Annotated in this window: 19 protein-coding genes; 6 read left to right on the top strand and 13 right to left on the bottom strand. The window is 58.5% G+C overall.

The window, feature by feature from the left end:
- Nucleotides 1–40: 40 nt before the first annotated feature.
- From rimK to rimA, 3 genes are read right to left on the bottom strand one after another with little or no spacing between them, the layout of a single operon-like run.
- Nucleotides 41–946, bottom strand: coding sequence for a 30S ribosomal protein S6--L-glutamate ligase (gene rimK, locus ACYYKW_RS05125; RefSeq protein ID WP_007949201.1), 906 nt, complete (start codon nt 944–946; stop codon nt 41–43).
- Nucleotides 943–1,422 (bottom strand): retropepsin-like aspartic endopeptidase RimB, encoded by a 480-nt coding sequence (gene rimB / locus ACYYKW_RS05120; RefSeq protein ID WP_464989567.1) that lies wholly within the window; start codon nt 1,420–1,422, stop codon nt 943–945. The genes rimK and rimB overlap by 4 nt, the downstream gene beginning before the upstream one ends.
- A gap of 16 nt (nt 1,423–1,438) precedes the next feature.
- Entirely contained in the window at nt 1,439–2,221 is a 783-nt protein-coding gene (rimA, locus tag ACYYKW_RS05115) for a S6 modification regulatory phosphodiesterase RimA (RefSeq protein ID WP_464989566.1), read from the bottom strand.
- Nucleotides 2,222–2,337: 116 nt separating this feature from the next.
- Between rimA and ACYYKW_RS05110 the strand changes: the two genes are divergently transcribed.
- Entirely contained in the window at nt 2,338–2,745 is a 408-nt protein-coding gene (locus ACYYKW_RS05110) for an RNA-binding S4 domain-containing protein (protein WP_090288299.1), read from the top strand.
- Nucleotides 2,746–2,891: 146 nt separating this feature from the next.
- On the opposite strand, the gene ACYYKW_RS05105 is transcribed toward ACYYKW_RS05110, so the two are convergent.
- Nucleotides 2,892–3,692 (bottom strand): phosphatase PAP2 family protein, encoded by an 801-nt coding sequence (locus ACYYKW_RS05105; protein WP_464989565.1) that lies wholly within the window; start codon nt 3,690–3,692, stop codon nt 2,892–2,894.
- 105 nt (nt 3,693–3,797) lie between these two features.
- On the opposite strand from ACYYKW_RS05105, the gene hslO reads away from it, so the two are divergent.
- Entirely contained in the window at nt 3,798–4,700 is a 903-nt protein-coding gene (gene hslO, locus ACYYKW_RS05100; RefSeq protein WP_090288303.1) for an Hsp33 family molecular chaperone HslO, read from the top strand.
- Between the two features lie 181 nt (nt 4,701–4,881).
- Nucleotides 4,882–6,423 carry a phosphoenolpyruvate carboxykinase gene (locus ACYYKW_RS05095; protein ID WP_090288305.1) on the top strand — a complete coding sequence of 514 codons (1,542 nt, stop codon included), beginning with the start codon at nt 4,882–4,884 and terminating at the stop codon, nt 6,421–6,423.
- A gap of 86 nt (nt 6,424–6,509) precedes the next feature.
- Here the strand turns inward: ACYYKW_RS05095 and ACYYKW_RS05090 are convergent, their stop codons facing one another.
- The 6 genes from ACYYKW_RS05090 to ACYYKW_RS05065 all read right to left on the bottom strand — a co-directional run bounded on the left by ACYYKW_RS05090 (nt 6,510) and on the right by ACYYKW_RS05065 (nt 10,938).
- Nucleotides 6,510–7,772 carry a type II toxin-antitoxin system HipA family toxin gene (locus ACYYKW_RS05090; protein WP_464989564.1) on the bottom strand — a complete coding sequence of 421 codons (1,263 nt, stop codon included), beginning with the start codon at nt 7,770–7,772 and terminating at the stop codon, nt 6,510–6,512.
- Nucleotides 7,769–8,263, bottom strand: a complete 495-nt coding sequence (locus ACYYKW_RS05085; protein WP_464989563.1) for a helix-turn-helix domain-containing protein — start codon at nt 8,261–8,263, stop codon at nt 7,769–7,771. The genes ACYYKW_RS05090 and ACYYKW_RS05085 overlap by 4 nt, the downstream gene beginning before the upstream one ends.
- A 171-nt stretch (nt 8,264–8,434) precedes the next feature.
- Nucleotides 8,435–8,596 (bottom strand): YhfG family protein, encoded by a 162-nt coding sequence (locus ACYYKW_RS05080; protein ID WP_093107015.1) that lies wholly within the window; start codon nt 8,594–8,596, stop codon nt 8,435–8,437.
- 182 nt (nt 8,597–8,778) lie between these two features.
- A complete protein-coding gene (locus ACYYKW_RS05075) occupies nt 8,779–9,084 on the bottom strand; it encodes a hypothetical protein (protein ID WP_093106187.1) in 306 nt (101 codons plus the stop codon).
- A gap of 341 nt (nt 9,085–9,425) precedes the next feature.
- Entirely contained in the window at nt 9,426–10,568 is a 1,143-nt protein-coding gene (locus ACYYKW_RS05070) for a hypothetical protein (RefSeq protein ID WP_464989562.1), read from the bottom strand.
- 94 nt (nt 10,569–10,662) lie between these two features.
- Entirely contained in the window at nt 10,663–10,938 is a 276-nt protein-coding gene (locus tag ACYYKW_RS05065; RefSeq protein WP_090288313.1) for a hypothetical protein, read from the bottom strand.
- 447 nt (nt 10,939–11,385) lie between these two features.
- On the opposite strand from ACYYKW_RS05065, the gene ACYYKW_RS05060 reads away from it, so the two are divergent.
- The 3 genes from ACYYKW_RS05060 to ACYYKW_RS05050 all read left to right on the top strand — a co-directional run bounded on the left by ACYYKW_RS05060 (nt 11,386) and on the right by ACYYKW_RS05050 (nt 15,335).
- Nucleotides 11,386–13,320: a RecQ family ATP-dependent DNA helicase gene (locus tag ACYYKW_RS05060; RefSeq protein WP_464989561.1), complete on the top strand. Its 1,935-nt coding sequence runs from the start codon at nt 11,386–11,388 to the stop codon at nt 13,318–13,320.
- Nucleotides 13,321–13,529: 209 nt separating this feature from the next.
- Nucleotides 13,530–14,756, top strand: coding sequence for a 3-hydroxyacyl-CoA dehydrogenase (locus ACYYKW_RS05055; RefSeq protein WP_464989560.1), 1,227 nt, complete (start codon nt 13,530–13,532; stop codon nt 14,754–14,756).
- A 147-nt stretch (nt 14,757–14,903) separates the two neighbouring features.
- Nucleotides 14,904–15,335: an acyl-CoA thioesterase gene (locus ACYYKW_RS05050; RefSeq protein WP_093106166.1), complete on the top strand. Its 432-nt coding sequence runs from the start codon at nt 14,904–14,906 to the stop codon at nt 15,333–15,335.
- Between the two features lie 55 nt (nt 15,336–15,390).
- Here ACYYKW_RS05050 and ACYYKW_RS05045 read toward each other — a convergent pair whose 3' ends face one another.
- The 3 genes from ACYYKW_RS05045 to fdhD all read right to left on the bottom strand — a co-directional run bounded on the left by ACYYKW_RS05045 (nt 15,391) and on the right by fdhD (nt 19,386).
- Nucleotides 15,391–15,873, bottom strand: coding sequence for a glycine zipper domain-containing protein (locus tag ACYYKW_RS05045; RefSeq protein WP_090288320.1), 483 nt, complete (start codon nt 15,871–15,873; stop codon nt 15,391–15,393).
- Between the two features lie 328 nt (nt 15,874–16,201).
- Nucleotides 16,202–18,550, bottom strand: a complete 2,349-nt coding sequence (locus ACYYKW_RS05040; protein ID WP_464989559.1) for an FdhF/YdeP family oxidoreductase — start codon at nt 18,548–18,550, stop codon at nt 16,202–16,204.
- Nucleotides 18,547–19,386, bottom strand: coding sequence for a formate dehydrogenase accessory sulfurtransferase FdhD (gene fdhD, locus ACYYKW_RS05035; protein ID WP_464989558.1), 840 nt, complete (start codon nt 19,384–19,386; stop codon nt 18,547–18,549). Before fdhD ends, ACYYKW_RS05040 begins: the two co-directional genes overlap by 4 nt.
- Between the last annotated feature and the right edge of the window lie 15 nt (nt 19,387–19,401).

The following is a 19,401-nucleotide window of genomic DNA, read 5'->3' as shown; positions in this document are numbered from 1 at the left end:
TTGCAGCTTGCAGCTTGCCGCTTGCCGCTTGAAGCTGGCTTCAGCCCTTACCCTTGGTCCGGGTCATATTCGGCCCGCCATTCTTCTCAAGATGCTCGATAATGATCCCCGCCACGTTCTTGCCGGTGGTGGTCTCGATCCCTTCCAGACCCGGCGACGAATTCACCTCCATCACCAGCGGCCCATGGTTGGAGCGCAGGATATCCACGCCCGCCACCGCCAGGCCCATGACCTTGGCCGCGCGCAATGCAGTCATGCGTTCTTCCGGGGTGATCTTGATCAGGCTGGCGCTGCCGCCACGGTGCAGATTGGAACGGAATTCACCCGGTTTGGCCTGGCGCTTCATTGCCGCAATCACCTTGTCGCCGACCACGAAACAGCGGATGTCCGCGCCGCCCGCTTCCTTGATGTATTCCTGCACCATGATGTTCTGCTTCAGGCCCATGAACGCCTCGATCACCGACTCGGCAGCGGTCGCGGTTTCACACAGCACCACACCGATGCCCTGAGTACCTTCCAGCACTTTGATCACCAGCGGGGCGCCGTTGACCATGTCGATCAGATCGGGAATATCATCCGGCGAGTGCGCAAAACCGGTCACCGGCAAACCGATACCGCGGCGCGACAGCAGTTGCAGCGAACGCAGTTTATCCCGCGAGCGGGCGATGGCCACCGATTCGTTGAGCGGGAATACCCCCATCATTTCGAACTGGCGCAACACCGCGCAGCCGTAGAAAGTCACCGACGCGCCGATCCGCGGAATCACCGCATCGAAGCCTTCCAGCGGTTTGCCGCGATAGTGGATCTGCGGCTTGTGGCTGGCGATGTTCATATAGGCGCGCAAGGTGTCGATCACCACCATTTCATGCCCGCGCTCGGTTCCGGCTTCGACCAGACGGCGGGTGGAATACAGACGCGGATTACGCGACAGCACAGCGATCTTCATGCAACACCTGTGGAAAAGGTAGATACCGGGAACACCGGCTTGTCTTGTACATATTTGATGCCCGGATTGACCACCAGGTGGCCATCGATCAGGGCTTTGGAACCGAGCAACAGGCGATAGCGCATGGACTTGCGGCAGGCGAGGGTGAACTCGACCCGCCACACTCGATCGCCCAGGGCCAGGGTGGTGCTGATCACGTAGCGCACCTGCGCATGGCCGTTGGAGCTTTTGATGGTCTTGCGCGTCACCAGCGGCGCTTCGCAGCGACGATGACGCAACTGCACCACCGTGCCGAGGTGCGCGGTGAAGCGCACCCATTTCTCGCCGTCACGTTCGAACGGCTCGATGTCGGTGGCGTGCAGGCTGGAGGTGTTGGCGCCGGTGTCGATTTTCGCCCGCAGGCCGGCGACTCCCAGATCCGGGAGCGCCACCCACTCGCGCAGACCGACAACGGTCAAATGATCAAATGTCTTCAAAGAAAGAAACCAACGATTAACGCGTCCAGGCGTCAGGTGTGACCTGGGCCAACGCTTTGAATGCAGGTCTGGCGAACCAGTAGCCCTGCATCAGAAATATTCCACAGTCCGCCAGGAAATCCCGTTCACCGGCGCTCTCGATACCTTCGGCGATGACTGTAACGTTCAACTCCGCACAGATTGTGACAATCCCCCGAACGATCGCCTGACGAACACGGTCGCGATCGACATCACGGATCAGCGCCATGTCGAGTTTGATCAGGTCCGGTTGGAAATCCGCCAGCAGATTGAGCCCCGAATACCCGGCACCGAAATCGTCGATGGCGGTCTTGAAGCCGAATTCGCGGTATTCACGCAGAATATTGGTCAAATGGCGATAGTTATCTACGTGCTCGCTTTCCAGGGTTTCGAAAATCAGCCGGTCGATCGGAAAATTGTGTTTTTTCGCCGCCTCCAGGGTGCTGCGAATGCATAACTCTGGACGATAGACGGCGTTGGGCATGAAGTTGATCGACAAGTATGTCTGCATGTTTAGCGCTGCCGCGCCTTCGATGGCGCGGGTCCGGCAGAGCTGGTCGAAGCGGTAGCGGCTTGCTTCTGTAACCTGATCTAACACGGACATCGCGCCTTCACCGGCGACGCCGCGCACCAGCGCTTCATGGGCGAACACCGATTGGTCGCGCAGGTCGACGATCGGTTGATAGGCAAAGGCAAAATCGAAATCCAGCGGCTCGCTTTGCTGGCAGCCCTGGCAACCGCTCTTGGGCGCGGTCAACGAAGAGGGGAAAATTGTAGTCACTCGAACACTCCATGCCGCATAGCCGGCCTAGATCACAGTCTATCTGGAGGGCCGAGTTCTTGCGCCCGACAGAAACGGTAGTACAGTTCCGACTACTGGCTGAACGAGTAATTCATATGGCGCAAAAACAGGAAGAGGACGACAAGGTCCGTCTCGACAAGTGGCTGTGGGCAGCGCGCTTCTATAAAACCCGTGCGTTGGCGAAAGCCGCGATCGAAAGCGGCAAAGTGCATTGTCGTGGTGAACGCTGCAAGCCTGGCAAAGAGCCGCGGATTGGCGACGAATTCCAGATTCGTACCGGTTTCGAAGAGCGCACTGTGAGGGTTGAAGCGTTATCGATTGTGCGGCGCGGGGCGCCGGAAGCCCAGACGCTTTACAGCGAGACCGAGGCGAGTATTGCCAAGCGCGAAGCCGCAGCAGCGATGCGCAAAGCGGGGGCGCTGGGCGTCAGCACCGACGGCAAGCCAAGCAAGAAACAGCGGCGGGATCTGTTCAAGTTTCGTGGCAGCAGCAACAACGATTAACCCGAGGTTTGTGCTGTCAGTGCCGGCCTCATCGCCAGCAGGCTGGCTCCCACATTGACCGCATGATGCTCAAGCAACTCGGTTTACTGTGGGAGCCAGCCTGCTGGCGATTCGAGTGCGCAGCACTCGCTGAAGGCGACGCGGAATCACGCGCTACGCACCACACTCATCCGCGCAACCACCGGCAACTTGCCGAGCAACGCAAAAATCGGCGCAGTCACCTTCAGCCAGAAATTTGCCGCGTGATAAGCGAACGGCGTGTAATAACCCCAACCCAACGCCCACACCGCCAGCAATACGCCGCCGATGTAATCGTCCTGACCCCAATGCGCACCGGCCACCAGGCGCGGCAACATGAACAACAGCGCCAAGCCCCAGACCGTCAGAAACTGGCCCACCGTGCGGCTGAACACCGCCATGAACAACGCCCAGATCAACAGCACCGAAGCGTGATCACCGGGAAAACTCTGCCCGGAGCGGTCCTTCAGCTCCCAGGTCTTTTCCAGATGCGGGAAGTAATCGCTGATATGCACCGCGCCTTCGAGGACCATCGATGGGCTGTTGTGCTGCCAGCCCATGTGATCGGCGAATCTGGAAAACAGCGCGCGGATCACCACCATCAGCAGCAGGATCGAGAAAAAACCGAAAAATGCGCGGCGCACGTCGATCGCCTTGAACACCCAGTCGCCCTTGATAAGCAGCGTCAGCAAAATCAGACCGACAACGATGTCGAACGGGCGCAGACTTGCAATTGCCCAGATGTGGAGCCATATCGGGTTGCTGGCCAGCGGTGTGTTGAGCGAGCGGAACAGCCACTCGTCGAAAATCACACACAGCATCTGGCCTGTAGGCCATAACCAGAAAGCCAGTAGCGCCAATGGCACTACGTTACACAGAACCAGCCGGCCGAGGTTCCACCTTGATTGGAACAAACCCGGATTGTTCATAAAATGCCTCCCATGGCCAAAACGCCGGCACCAAAAAGGGTGCCAAGAACCGCAAATTTTCACTTTTTGTAATCATTTTGTCATCACCTTCAGATACCCGGACCTATGACCGACCTAACGGATACCGATTTCACCCAACGTTTCATCTTCGACGACAGCGACACTCGCGGCGAACTGGTCGCGCTTGAGCGCAGCTACGCCGAGGTTCTTGCCAAGCACCCGTACCCGGAGCCGGTGGCGCAGTTGCTCGGCGAATTGATGGCGGCGGCATCGCTGATGGTCGGCACTTTGAAGTTCGACGGTCTGCTGATTTTGCAGGCGCGCTCCGAAGGGCCGATTCCGCTGCTGATGATCGAATGCTCTAGCGAACGCGAAATCCGTGGCCTGGCGCGCTATGACGCCGAGCAGATTGCCGCCGACGCCACCCTGGCAGACCTGATGCCCAACGGCGTACTGGCCCTGACCGTCGACCCGACCGTTGGCCAGCGTTATCAGGGCATCGTTGATCTCGACGGCGAAACCCTGTCGGATTGCTTCACCAACTATTTCGTCATGTCGCAACAGGTCGGCACTCGCTTCAAACTGTTCGCCGACGGCCGTCGTGCCCGTGGCATGCTGCTGCAGCAATTGCCTGCTGATCGCTTGAAAGACGAGGAAGATCGCGCCGCCAGTTGGCAGCACCTCACCGCGCTGGCCAGCACTCTGGGCGCCGATGAGTTGCTCAGCCTGGACAACGAAACCGTGCTGCATCGCCTCTATCACGAAGAGCAAGTTCGCCTGTTCGATGTGCAGCATTTGCGCTTCAACTGCAGCTGCTCGCGGGAACGCTCCGGCAATGCGCTGGTCAGTCTTGGGCTGGAGGATGCGCTGGCGCTGGCGGCTGAACAGGGCGGCAAGGTCGAGATCGATTGCCAGTTCTGCAATCAGCAGTACGTGTTCGACTCGGCCGATATCGCTCAATTGTTCGCTGGCGCGGGTGTCGACACGCCGTCAGATACCCGGCACTAAAACGGTTCAGCGCAGGTAAATTCACTGCGTAGCGACGGAATTTCGCCGTTACGACGGGAGGACCCTACTCTTTTTGGGCTTTTCTGGCATAATCCGGCCCACTTTTTTCGCGGTAGTAGTGCACGACTTTCTACTACAAAACGTTTGGAGCACACTCGGCCACTGGCCGACGGGGAACCTCATGACGCAAGCCAATAACGCCGTGTACACCGATCTGAGTGTTGATGATCTGGTAAAAGAAGCCCTGCAACGCGGTGAGGGCGAGCTTGCCGATACCGGCGCTCTGGTAGTCCGCACCGGTCATCGCACCGGCCGTTCGCCAGTCGACCGTTTCATCGTTGAAGAGCCTTCCACCCAGGCTGCAATCGCCTGGGGCCCGATCAATCGCAAGTTCCCGGCCGACAAGTTCGATGCCCTGTGGGCTCGCGTAGAAGCCTTCAACAATGCGCAAGAGCACTTTGTCTCCCACGTGCATGTAGGCGCTGCGGAAGATCACTACCTGGCCGTGAAAATGACCACCCAGACTGCCTGGCAGAATCTGTTCGGTCGTTGCCTGTTCATCAACCCGGCCCAGTACAATCCGGCTGGCCGTGATGAGTGGCAAGTGCTCAACGTGGCCAACTTCGAGTGCGTGCCTGAGCGTGACGGCACCAACTCCGATGGTTGCGTGATCATCAACTTCGCGCAGAAGAAAGTGCTGATCGCCGGCATGCGTTACGCCGGTGAAATGAAGAAAGCGATGTTCTCCGTGCAGAACTTCCTGCTGCCGGCCGCTGACGTGCTGCCAATGCACTGCGCCGCCAACATCGGCGAAGAAGGCGACGTGACCCTGTTCTTCGGTCTGTCGGGCACCGGTAAAACCACCCTCTCGGCCGACGAAAGCCGTTACCTGATCGGTGACGACGAACACGGCTGGGGCGAAGGCGTGGTGTTCAACATCGAAGGCGGTTGCTATGCCAAGTGCATCGACCTCTCCGAGAAGAACGAGCCGGTCATCTGGAAAGCCATCAAGCACGGCGCGGTGCTGGAAAACGTCGTCATCGACGACGCCAAGCACGCCGACTATGCCGATGTCAGCCTGACCCAGAACAGCCGTGCCGCCTACCCGCTTGAGCACGTGGCCAAGCGTTCCGAGAAGAACCTCGGTGGCGAGCCGAACGCGGTGATCTTCCTGACCTGCGACCTGACCGGCGTACTGCCGCCAGTGTCGATCCTCAACGAAGAACAAGCGGCGTACCACTTCCTGTCCGGCTACACCGCACTGGTGGGCTCGACTGAAATGGGTTCGGGCAGCGGCATCAAGTCGACCTTCTCCACCTGCTTCGGCGCACCGTTCTTCCCGCGCCCGGCCGGCGAATACGCAGAGCTGCTGATCAAGCGCATCCGCGGCTTCGGCTCCAAGGTCTATCTGGTCAACACCGGCTGGACCGGCGGCGGCTACGGCGTCGGCAAACGCTTCAACATCCCGACCACCCGCGCGGTGATCGCAGCGATCCAGAGCGGCGCACTGATCGGTGCCGCCACCGAACACCTCGACACCATCAACCTCGACGTGCCACTGGCCGTCCCGGGCGTCGACACCGTCCTGCTCAACCCACGCAACACCTGGGCTGACAAGGCCGCATACGACGAGGCTGCGAAAGCACTGGCCGGTCTGTTCATCGAGAACTTCAAGAAGTTCGAAGTGAGCGACGCGATCAAGGCTGCAGGGCCGAAGTTGTAAGATTGGTTTGTTGTGAATGAAAAAGCCGCCCTTTAGGGGCGGCTTTTTTGTGGGTGGTGTTTCGGGATTCATTGGGCTTAACTTTCTTAATCATGAAATGCACTGATCATTTTTTCTTGCTCGCGTCTCGATAGCCCTAGCGTGTCTGCCAAGGCCGACCATTGCTTGATCGTTTCTTGAAAGTTCTCAATGATTTCCTTTGTATCGCTGCGACTGACGCGAAAATACTCTGCTACTTCCCTCGCCAGCTCCAAATCCAGCGCATTGTCAGAATCTGTGATGTTCAGCTTCAACCCATCCGCGTGTGCCACCGGATTCATGTCGTAGGCTGCCGACAATCGCCATCCCCGACCAGGATCCAGAATAAAACCGTGGTTTCGCAGGTGGTCGTCAGTGTTGGAGACCAGGATGTTGAAGACGATTCGTGACCACAGTTCGCGAAGGTCTGCATTGGGTTCCGAGCCGTGTTCCATGATGACTTCCGCCAACTCTAGATAGCTGGCGCCGGTTGAGGCGTCGTCCCCGTCCACGCGGTTCGTCATGGTCATGGCTGATGCGAAGTGGTGTCGGCCACGGTGTTCGGTTCGGTCGAAACGCTTCACCAGGAAGCAGTGGTGATCGCTTGCGTAGCGTCGGGCCATGCCGGTGGCAACACGTAGGCCACAATTGACTGCCAAAGCGTTTACTACAAATTCCCAACCACCTACATCGTAGTCATCTCTCGTACTTGGGAATTTGGCGATCCACAGTTGGCCGAACTCGTCGACGACGCTGGCTTTCGGCCTGGCGCCGCCCAGCGAGCCGCCTGGTGCGATGAGCATTCTTAGCCATTCGCGGCCATCGAGGGCTGTGTTGTCCCTATCGTTTTCCAGGGCGAGACTTGCCTGTTCCAAGGCACGTAGCTCGACAAAGGGTGGGGCGGCAACACCGTCGCGGTCGTCGAGGAAGTTGCCTTCGTCATTAAGTTTGTAGCGAAGGGCGCCGACGCGGAACAGGTCGTGCACGCCAAGCAGGTAATCGGATTCAAACAACTTGCTGTTGCGGGGAAGCAAACCGTCGCGAATGTCCCTCTCCAGACGGCGCTTCATAAGCATTTGGCCCCAACGATCAGGACTCGAGTCTGCAAAGACGCCAAAGCGGCTCTGATGTTCTCCGGGGAATTGGCGGCCTTCGAAGGGGCCGATGCGCGGGTCCAGGGTTATGAAATTCAACTCGGGATCGGCCAGCGCCTTGGGGTCGTATTCAAATTCGAACACGTTGGTGTTGCGTGTTTTTCTTGCATGTAGAAATCCGAGGCGTCTGGCGCCTTTCAAGGACTCCCAATCTGCATAAACAGCAATCAGCGTCATTCTTCACCTGTTGGGGGGCCGGCCTTTTTCTTCTTGTTCAAGAGGCTGGAGAGTGAGTGTGTGTTGAGTGGGAAGTCAGCCGGAATTTTCGTGGTAGTGGCGGCATCGGTAACGTTTGAAGTCCCGAGGTATTCGGATGCGCCCTTTTTTACCGCACTGGCTGCTCGTACTCGCTGGTTTTTTTTTACTGCGGATCGTGTTGCAGGCATTAACTGCGCATCCTGCAACTGGCGTCCCATCTCATCGGCTGCAGCGAGTTTGTTCAGATCCTTCTCCAATCCCAACACTTGCATGACCGAAAGGTAGGCGCCGATGGTTACTCCTGATCGTCCCGTCTCCACATTGCGCAAGGTTGTCAGTGACATGCCAGATCGTTCGGCGACTTGCTTGGCCGTCAATTTGCGGCGCAGGCGAGCCAGCTTCAGGCGTTCGCCAAAGTCGACCAGAAGTCGAGCAGTGGAGGGCAAAAGCGGCGCTGTTCTCTTTGCCATGTGGCAGTATTCCGTCATTTTTTAAATTTAACTGCCAGAATAATAGCACTTAAGCGGAAGGATGCTCGATTGGGTAGATCTGCAGTGTCCAAGTTTCTAAATGGCATTATTCCAATTGTATCCACGCAATACAGCTAGAATAATGCCACTTATAGGTAGTGTGATTTCTAATCAGTCTTTGTTTTCACGATGCTTTTCGAGGGCTGACTCACGCGAAGGAAGCGGCTTGTCGGCATCGGTGCGGTGGGTGTCGCAGCCCTCGATATGAAGGCTGGCCAGGTAATTCGAGCGGCGTACCTTGTCGTAGCAGGCTTGTTTTTGCTCAAACGACAACGCGGTTTTGTCGTCTGTTTTCGGTGAAAAGGTGGACTGGGAGTGAGACGCTCACTGCGTAAAATCTCGTCCATTTCCCGCACGCTTTCCATCAGTTCGTCAAAGAATTTGCTCATGATTACTCCGATGGTTAATTGCCTTGTTTACCTCTCTCGACGGTTAGTTGAGAGCGGTGTAATCACTCAAGCTCCGGTCGGTGCTTTCCAGTTGAGCATCCGCTGCTGCGCGACCTGCAGCAGGTCACAGCCGTCCTGCGTCAACAGATAAAGCGCGTGGGTGATGTGGGGGATGTCTTCGACGTCGGCTTGTTTGAAGTTGAGGCAGTACAGGGTGCGGAGCAGGTCGCTGGAAGCGCGCAGACGCTGGACTGCACATTCGAGGATGTCTTGCGGGTTGGCGGCGGTGTCGATGAGCAGGGGCTTGGTGTCGGTGAGGCTGGATTCGAGTGGGTGGTAGCGATCGGTGAGAAACTCATTCCATGTTTTCATTTTTTTGACATCTCTGAAGGCAACGAAAACCGCTGCTACCGTGACCAAGCGGTGGAGGCGGACTGTGTTCAAGTTGGTCAAACCGGCAGAGATAACCCGGTACGCCGAAGCGTCCCAAACACAGCCGCCATTAAGCGTGCCGACAGAATGTGCTGGCAGCATACAAGGGCATGCATCAGTTATCTCTGTTTTCAGGTGACCAAACCTGAGCCGCTAAGTGAACAGCGACAGCCACGACTATAAGTTCGCATCCCCCAACCCCGATAGAAGACAAAGAGTCTGCCTGCGTAGGACCGGTATGAAGATCTCATCGGACGTTGCTATCAACGGCTGTTCACTTTTCAACGCAGATGTTTATACGCCGCCAACTCCAGCACGCTGGTCGTCAACCCCGTTGCCGGCGCGTAGATCGAACCCTTCACCGCCGAGAACGGCACCCCTTTGCTGCCCAGCGACACATAACGTTCGCCTTGATCGAGTTCGGTGAAATAGGTGTAGGAAACCTTGTGCATCAGTTTGTATCGCGCTTCGGCGCTGGCAATGGCACCGGTAAGGCGCAGCAGGTCGGCTTCGCTGAGGTTCAGGGTTTTGTTCAGTTGCACGCCCCAGCGTTTGAGGCAGGTTTCGGCGAAGTGGCGGACGACGCGGCCCGGTTCGATGAAGGTTTTCAGATCGCTGCTGCTGGTCGGTACGCCACCGGCGGCGGTGGCGTTACCGGCCATGGTCGCGTGGCGGCCGGCCATTGGGTAGATGCTGGTTTTGGTGCCGACCGCGGTCTGTGGAATGACACAGCTGAAGCCTTTGGAGCGCTCATCGCGGGCATAGAACGCGACGTACTCTTTGACGTTGGCACCGAGCCTGACGCGCTGGTCCTGGAAGTTGCCAATGCCCGGTACCGGATCAAGAGCGAAGATATTCACCGGAATATGGTTCAGTTGTGGATCATTCAACATCGCGTTCGCCAACATATGGCAGCTGATCCCGCCACGGCTCCAGCCCACCAGATTGACTTGAGTCGGGATTACGCCGTCCTTGCGGAACGTCTTGATGATTTGCTCTTGTAACGTTTGCTGGGTCACGCTGCGCTCGCCGTAGTTATATTTACGCCAGAGCCACGAGCCTTCGACTTTTACATCTTCGATAGGAATGCCGGCGGCTTTCAGACGGTTGTATTCTTGTTCAGTAAGTTGTTCGCGCCGCCAGCTGCATTTGCCCTTGATGATATTCACGGCGTGCTGCACGTTTTCATCCCAGCCTTTGCCGAACAGTGTGCCGGTGAGGCCGTACTCCTTGGTTTTGGTAAACAGATCGTCGGCTTGCAGGTTGCCACTGCCCGGCCCGTCGACGACGATCCATTCGGCGAACTCGCGGCCCGCATGGTTCGCGGCCAGTGTCGAAACCAGTTCACCGTCCCAGAAGTTTTCATGGGTGACATCAAACTTGTTGGAACCGGTGCCGCAAAAGAAAATCGTTAAAACTGTCATGGTGTTGCCCTTGTTTAGTTGTAAGAGCAAGCAAGTTAGTGGTGGTTGTGTGAATAAATAAAGCGTTCTGTTGTTTCTGTATTTGTAGTGCTGATCAGTTATAAGTCGTTTGTGGTGAGTTCTGTTTGGCGACTTCCAGCAAGTCGCAGCCATCTTGTACCAGTAAATAAAGCGCGTTGACGATATTGGGGATGTCTTTCACATCTGCCTGTTTAAAACATAGGCAATAGAGTGTTTCCAGCAGGTCGCCGGCCGCGCGCAAGCGCTGATCGGCGGCGTCGATAAGATCGCGCGGGCTGGCATGGCTGTCGATGAGCAGGACCGGGTTTTCGCTGTAGCGGGTCTTGAGCGGGCGGTAGCGGTTGATCATGGTCAAGCGTGTCCTGTGCTGAGGCGTTCGGGCGGGCTGGTGGTGTGTCAGGCCGCGCCGGTCACTATAGAAGGGCGTTTTGCGGTGAGACAAGACAGCCGCAGTGGACAGCTTTCGTAGGGACTTTTTCGTCAATTGAGCGATCTTTCCTACAGGTTTTCGCGGTTTGTTTTGGCAAAGAATCGACCAGTGATTATTCCTACTTTTGCGGCAGACGATTCGTGATGGAACTTCATAACGTGTACCTCGGATTCAGTAGGAAGTTTCCAGGCGTCTGACACTCGCTTGAACGGAAACGGCGCTTTTCAATCGCATTCCCCGTGCGCTTGCGTTGAGCATTCCTCCACGCGGTATCATCCCGAATCGATTTGACCCCGACCTTTTCTCGACTCGCTGCAATCGCCCGCTAGGCTGTTGGCATGGCAGCGGTCAACGGAGTGACAGCGAATGCACAACACCCTGGAACAGGTTTTTGGTTTCTCACAGTTTCGACCCGGACAAGAAGCCGCGATCAGTGCGGTACTGGCCGGGCGCTCGGCCGCGGCCATTTTCCCCACCGGTTCCGGCAAGTCGATTTGCTATCAACTGCCGGCGCTGTTGTTGCCGCACCTGACGCTGGTAGTGTCGCCGCTGCTGGCGCTCATGCAGGATCAACTGGCTTTTCTGCAGCGCCATGGCATCTCGGCCGGCAGCATCGATTCGGCGCAGAATCGCGATGACGCCGGTGCGGTGATGGCTCGCGCCCGCTCAGGTGAATTGAAGATCCTGATGGTCTCGGTGGAGCGCTTGAAGAACGAGCGCTTTCGCAACTTTCTGCAGCAGGTACCCATCTCGTTATTGGTCGTGGACGAGGCGCACTGTATTTCCGAGTGGGGGCACAATTTCCGTCCCGACTACCTCAAGCTGCCGGACTACCAGCACCAGTTCAACATCCCGCAAGCCCTGCTGCTGACCGCTACGGCAACGCCGAACGTGATCGCCGACATGCAGGCCAAATTCAATATCGCCGCCGAGGACGTGGTGAGCACCGGCTTCTACCGGCCCAACCTCAATCTGCTGGTCGAACCGGTGCGCGGTGAGGACAAGCGCCGGCGTCTGGTCGAGTGGATGAGCGCGCGAGCGGGCCAGCCGAGCATCGTCTACGTGACCTTGCAGAAAACCGCCGCACACATCGCCGAGCACCTTGAACGCAATGGCATTCAGGCCGAGGCGTATCACGCCGGTCTGCCTCACGACCAACGCGAAGCGATCCAGAAACGCTTCATGGCCGGGCAGTCCAATTGCATCGTTGCGACTATCGCGTTCGGCATGGGCATCGACAAGAGCGACATTCGCAACGTGGTGCATTTCGACCTGCCCAAATCCATCGAAAACTACAGTCAGGAAATCGGCCGCGCCGGTCGTGACGGGCAGCCATCCGATTGCCTGGTATTGGCCAATCGCGACAGCCTCAACGTGCTGGAAAACTTTGTCTACGGCGACACCCCGGAGCGTGCAGGCATTCGTTACGTGCTGGATGAAATCAAGGCCTCGGCAGTGCAGGGGCAGTGGGAGTTCATGCTTGGCCCGCTGGCGGACCAGAGCAATATCCGCTCGTTGCCGTTGAAGACTTTGCTGGTTCAGTTGGAACTGCGCGGCTTGATAGCGCCGCGCTATGCCTATTACGCCGAATACCGATTCAAATACCAGCTGGAGCCGGAGGTTCTGCTTGAGCGTTTTGACGGCGAACGCCGGGACTTCGTTGCCGCACTGATCCAGACCTCAACCCGTGCACGTTCGTGGGCCACGGTGAATTTCGACGCAATGTACGCGCAGTATTCTGCCGAGCGCAGTCGGGTGGTGAAGGCGCTGGATTACTTCCAGGAAAAAGGCTGGATCGAGCTGGAAAGCAAGCAGATGACCGAGGTGTACAGCTTGCTGCGCAGTGATTTCGATAGTGAACATTTGAGTACCGAGCTACACGACTATTTCGCCCGCCATGAGCAGGCTGAAATCACCCGCATTCACGCCATGCTTGCGATGTTCGCCAGCGAACGCTGCCTGGGTTATCGCCTGGCCGAATATTTCGGCGACCGCAATGCCCCGCAACAGTGTGGGCATTGTTCGGTGTGTCACGGCCACGTTGCACGGTTGCCAGCAGCGCCGGAGCTGCCAGCGCTTGTGGATGAAAACTTTGCGCAGCTGTGTGGCGAATTTATCCACAAGCACGAGCAGCACACCGGTGTGATGCCAACGGCCGAGCGGTTGACGCGGTTTTTGTGCGGGATAAGCGTGCCGCTGTTCACCAAACTCAAGGCGCGGACGATTTCCGGGTTCGCGGCGCTGGAGGAATATCCCTTTGCCGAAGTGCGCAGTTGGGCTGCTGACAATCTAACTGGGTGACCGGGACTTTTGTGGAAGCGAACCTGCGAAAACGCAGGATCAGGCACCTTGATTTCAAGCCTTTGGCCCCTTCGCGAGCAGGCTCGCTCCTACAAAAAACGCGCCTGTATCCATCCGCTGAATACCAACCATCACGGTAATAAACTTCAAAAAACCTCATTGGCTGACTATGGTGATTCCAGTCTTTGGATCGCCAACAAGAGAACAACATGAGCCAGACATCCTTCGATATTCAGCAAGCCGCGGTGATCGGTGCGGGGACCATGGGCCGCGGCATTGTCATGTGCCTGGTCAACGCCGGCGTTGCGGTGCAATGGGTGGATAACAACCCACAGATGCTCGAACAGGCGCTTGCCGCTGTCGCCGAAACCTACGCGCACAATGTGCGCCAGGGACGGATCGATCAGGCGGAGGCTGACGTGCGTATTGCCCGGGTCAGTGCCGCCGCCGACTATGCGGCGATTCGCAATGTCGATCTGGTGATCGAAGCGGTGTACGAAAATCTTGAGCTCAAGCAAAAGATCTTTCGCGAACTGGATGGCCTGCTCAAGCCTGAAGCACTGCTGGCCAGCAATACTTCGGCGCTGGATATCGATGCGATTGCCGCGGCCACGCGCCGTCCGGAGCAAGTGCTGGGCCTGCATTTCTTTAGCCCGGCGCACATCATGAAACTGTTGGAGATCATCCGCGGTGCGCAGACTTCACCGGCGGCCCTTGAGGCAGCTCTGGCGCTGGGCAAGCGCATGGGCAAGGTCAGCGTGGTATCGGGCAATTGCCATGGCTTCATCGGCAATCGCATGTTGCACCCGTACGTGCTGGAAGCACGCAAGATGCTGCTCGAAGGCGCCTACCCGCATCAGGTTGATGCAGCGCTGCAGGGTTTCGGATTCGCTATGGGACCCTTCCGCATGTACGACGTGGTCGGTATCGACCTGGAGTGGCGTGCCCGCGAACTGGCCGGCAAGGGCCAGGATGCGCCAGAGGTGCAGGTCGACAACCGTCTGTGCGAGCTGGGCCGCTTTGGGCAGAAATCCGGCAACGGTTATTACCATTACGAACCCGGCAGTCGGCAGGCGGAGCATGACCCCGAGGTTGACGCACTGGTGTTGCAGGTCAGTGAAGGGCTGGGTTTCCAGCGCCGCGAGATCGGTCCTGAGGAAATTCTCGAGCGCTGCCTGCTGGCGCTGGTCAACGAGGGCGCGAAAATTCTCCAGGAAGGCATTGCCGAGTCGGCCCATGACATCGATCTGGTGTACCTGAACGGCTACGGCTTCCCGGCCGACAAGGGCGGGCCTATGGCTTGGGCGGATCAGCAAGGGCTGGCGGATATCCATCAGTGTCTGCTGGCGCTGGAGACGCGCCAGGGTGATCAGTGGAAACCGGCGCGGTTGATTGGCGAACTGGCGGCGCAGGGGAAGGGGTTTGCTGATCGTTGAAATAGTGCGGCTTTGCTGACGTCTTCGCGAGCAGGCTTGCTCCCACATTTTGAATCGCGGTCTCTGGTGGGCGCGAGCCTGCTCGCGAAAGCCGTCGCACAGTTTTGACTTAGACTCGCCAAAAGACCTTCAGGAATCGCTGATCAAATGTCCAACCCGACACCCCAACGCACCGACTACCCACACTTCCAGCCCATCACCACACGCTGGCACGACAACGACGCCTACGGCCACGTCAATAACGTCACTTATTACAGCTTCTTCGACACCGCCGTGAACACGTATCTGATCCAGGTCGGCGGGCTGGATATCCATGACGGCGAAGTAGTCGGTTTTGTCGTCAGCTCAGCCTGCGATTATTTCGCCTCGATCGCCTTCCCGGATCTGATCGAAATCGGCATGCGCGTGGGCAAGCTGGGCAACAGTTCGGTGCAATACGAATTGGCCGTGTTCAAGGTCGGAGAAGTGGAGGCCTGCGCAGCCGGGCGCTTCGTTCATGTCTTCGTGGACCGGGCGAGCAATCAACCGGTGCCGATTCCGCCCGGGCTGCGCGCAGCGCTGGAACGTTTGGCCGTCTGAAACAGGCAAAAAAAATCGCAGCCCTCGGGCTGCGATTTTTGTTCAAGCCTGCGCCTTAGCGGTGGCGATAGTGCTTGTGGTGCTTGCGGTGGCCGTAAGCATGGCCGCGGCCTGGGTGACCACGATCGCGGTAGTAACGGCGATCATCGTAGCGGCGATCGCGATGACGATCATCGTCATCATCGCGGCCCATGTAGTTACCCAGTGCGCCACCTGCACCGCCACCTGCCGCGGAGCCGATCAGGCTGCCGGTGGTGCCGCCCAGACTGCGACCTACGACGTTACCGCCGGCTGCGCCCAACGCACCGCCAATGGCGGCTTCGCCACGGCTGTGGCGGTCTGCGCCGACTGCGCTACCACCTGCGCCGCCCAAGGCTGCGCCAATGGTGGAACCTGTATTGCCGCCTATAGACTGACCGACGACCGAGCCAAGAACCCCGCCCAATGCGCCGCCCACACCTGCTTCGGTGGTGCCGCCGGCAGAAGCGAAGCCACTGACCAGGCCAAGGGACAACAAGAGAATCGAGGAGAACTTCATAGAGGATGAGCCTCAAAGGGATGACGGCGCCGATCCTGAGGCTCTGCAATGGGCGTGACAATCAAAATCCGACGAATAACACGACTTGTATACAATATTGCAAGTTACTGTTTTTTCACTGGAACTTAACCGTTTTTCGCCGGTCTTTAGCTACTTCGGACAGGCCGTTTTTATGTAAAAACGGCCTTTTTTGTGGGCGTTGGAAAAGCGTCCGGCCCAGCAGGTAAGTGGGCACTTCCATTGCTTTCGCGAGCAGGCTCGGTCCCACTTGGAATGCAATCCCATGTGGGACCGAGTCTGCTCGCGAAGGGGCCAATGCAAGCGCCGATTAAGCGGTTTTGGCCATGATCAACCCGCTCTCACTCGCCGCTTCCAGCCGGATCGCAATGAATTTCGATGTCGGCGTGTGGCTGCCATCACCGGTACTTTCCAGCGGCACCAGCGGATTGACTTCCGGATAGTACGCCGCCGCTTGGCCGGCAGGAATATCGAACGCCAATAATGTAAAACCTTTCACCCGGCGCTCCCGGCCATCGTCCCACAGCGACACGATGTCGGCCTTCTGCCCCGGACGGAAACCCAGGCGAATGATGTCGGCCTCGTTGACGAACAAAACGTCACGCTGGCCTTTGACGCCGCGATAACGGTCGTCGAGACCGTAAATCGTGGTGTTGTACTGATCGTGGGAACGCATCGATTGCAGGATCAGGTCCGGTAGTTGCCCGGTGGCGCGGGTGCGTTCGTGCACCAGATCCACGGGCAGCAGGTTCGGACGGAAATTGGCCCGGCCCGACGGCGTGTTCCACTTGCGCGCGCCAGCGCTGTTGCCGAGGTAGAAACCACCCGGCTTTTTCACCTTCTCGTTGAAGTCCTTGAAGTTCGGGATGGTGTCGGCAATCAGTTCGCGAATGCGTGCGTAATCGGCGACCAGCCAGTTCCAGTCCACCGGTTTGCTGCCCAACGTCGCGGCGGCGATGCCGGCGATGATCGACGGCTCCGAGCGCATCTGGTTCGACAGCGGCTGCAACTGGCCGTTGGAGGCGTGAACCATGCTGAACGAGTCTTCCACGGTGACCGCTTGCGGGCCTTCGCTCTGAATATCGATGTCGGTACGACCCAGGCACGGCAGGATCAGCGCGTCTTTGCCGTGAGCCAAGTGGCTGCGGTTGAGCTTGGTGCTGATCTGTACGGTCAGGTCGCAGTTGCGCAGCGCCTGGAAGGTGCGTGGGCTGTCCGGCGTGGCTTGGGCGAAGTTGCCGCCCAGACCGATGAACACCTTGGCGCGGCCCTCGGCCATCGCGTGGATCGCCTCGACCACGTTGTGCCCATTGTGGCGCGGCACCTTGAACTGGAAGCGCCGCTCCAGCGAATCGAGGAACGCCACCGGCGGACGTTCGTTGATGCCCATGGTGCGGTCGCCCTGCACGTTACTGTGACCACGCACTGGACAGAGACCGGCGCCCGGCTTGCCGATGTTGCCGCGCAGCAGCATCAGGTTGGCGATTTCCTGGATGGTCGGCACCGAATGGCGATGCTGGGTGATGCCCATCGCCCAGCACATGATCACGTTCTTGCCTTTGGCGTACATACGCGCGGCTTGTTCGATGTCGACCAAGGTCAGGCCCGACTGCTCGACGATCTGCTCCCACGACGTGTCATCGACCACACCGAGGTATTCCAGCACGTTGGCGCTGTGGGCATTGAGGAAGTCGTGATCGAACACCGCCGGCTCGCCGGCCTTCTGTGCGTCGCGTTCCCATTGCAGCAGAAACTTGGCCATGCCGCGCAGCACCGCCATGTCGCCGCCCAGTGCCGGACGGAAATACGCGGTGTTGGTCGGTTTGTCGCCGTTGGTAAGCATTTCGATCGGGTGCTGCGGGTGCTGGAAACGTTCCAGGCCGCGCTCTTTCAACGGGTTGATACACACCACCTGCGCGCCGCGCTTCACCGCTTCACGCAATGGCTCGAGCATCCGCGGATGGTTGGTGCCAGGGTTCTGGCCCCAGACAAAAATCGCATCGGCGTGCTCGAAATCATCGAACGTCACCGTGCCCTTGCCGACGCCGACACTTTGCGCCAGCGCCACACCGCTGGCCTCGTGGCACATGTTCGAGCAGTCAGGGAAATTGTTGGTGCCATAGGCGCGTACGAACAACTGATACAGATACGCCGCTTCGTTACTGGCACGACCGGAGGTGTAGAACTCGGCCTGATCCGGGCTCGGCAGATTGCGCAAATGCTTGCCGATCAGGGCAAACGCATCTTCCCAACTGATCGGCTTGTAGCGATCGGTTTCAGCGTCGTAGACCATCGGCTCTGTCAGCCGGCCCTGATATTCCAGCCAGTAGTCGCTCTGCTCCAGCAACGCAGTGACGCTGTGCTTGGCGAAGAACTTCGCATCGACGCGGCGCTTGGTTGCTTCCCAGTTCACCGCTTTGGCGCCGTTTTCGCAGAACTTGACCATGCCGCTTTCCGGCGAATCACCCCAGGCGCAGCCAGGGCAGTCGAAGCCGCCGTTCTGGTTGGTCTTGAGCATCATGCGCAGGTTCTTCAGCGCGTTGTCGCTGGTCAACCAGGCCTGAGCCACACTGATCAGGGCGCCCCAGCCGCCGGCGGCACCTTTGTAAGGCTTGTAGCGCGGGACAGGTTTCTGGTCGGCTTGATGATGTTGGCTCACGCTTGATTCTCCATCGCGGGGCTGTACACCCGCGGCGCACTTTTCTGCGGCAGGTGGATGAGATTGAGGTTGTGGCGCCGTGCCCATTGCACGGCAAGGCCGGTCGGTGCCGACAGACTGACAAGGGTCTGGATACCGGCACGCAGGACCTTCTGGATCAGTTCGAGACTGCAACGGCTGGTGACAATCGCCAGGCCGCCCTCGGTCATAATCTTCTGGCGGATCAGTCCGCCGATCAGCTTGTCGAGGGCGTTGTGCCGGCCGATGTCTTCGCGACCGAGCAGCAACTCGCCGCTGGCATTCATGAACACCGCGGCATGCACCGCGCCGCAATGCTGGCCCAGCGGCTGAAACGCGCCGATCCGCTGGCGCAGGCCGTCGAGCCAGGCGATCGGCGGCAGCGGCGCACCGGGCAAAACCTTGAGATCGGGCAGCGCCTGTTCCACCGCTTCGACACCGCACAAACCGCAACCGCTGGTGCCGGCCAATTGCCGACGCTGTTGCTTGAGGTTCCAGAAAGCGCGATTGGCGATGGTCACCTGCGCATATTGCGCTGAGCCCGAGCCGGTCAGTTGCAGGTCGTAGATATCGCTGGCGTCTTCAATGATGCCGCTGCCGAGGCTGAAGCCGACAATGAAGTCTTCCAGATCCGTTGGCGTCACCAGCATCACCGCCTGGCTGATGCCGTTGTAGGCAATCGCCAACGCGACTTCTTCGGCCAGCGCAGTGCTGGCCGATTCCTCACGGGGCAAATCGCTGTAGCTGTAGGTCTGGCTGGCGGCGGGCGCGGGCGTTTCGAGGGCTGGCGCCGCGCAGGCTGGACGCTTGGCGTTCATGGCATCACCGACGGT

It is taken from the genome of Pseudomonas sp. 15C, assembly GCF_055484735.1.
This window is presented reverse-complemented; position numbering and strand designations above follow the sequence as displayed.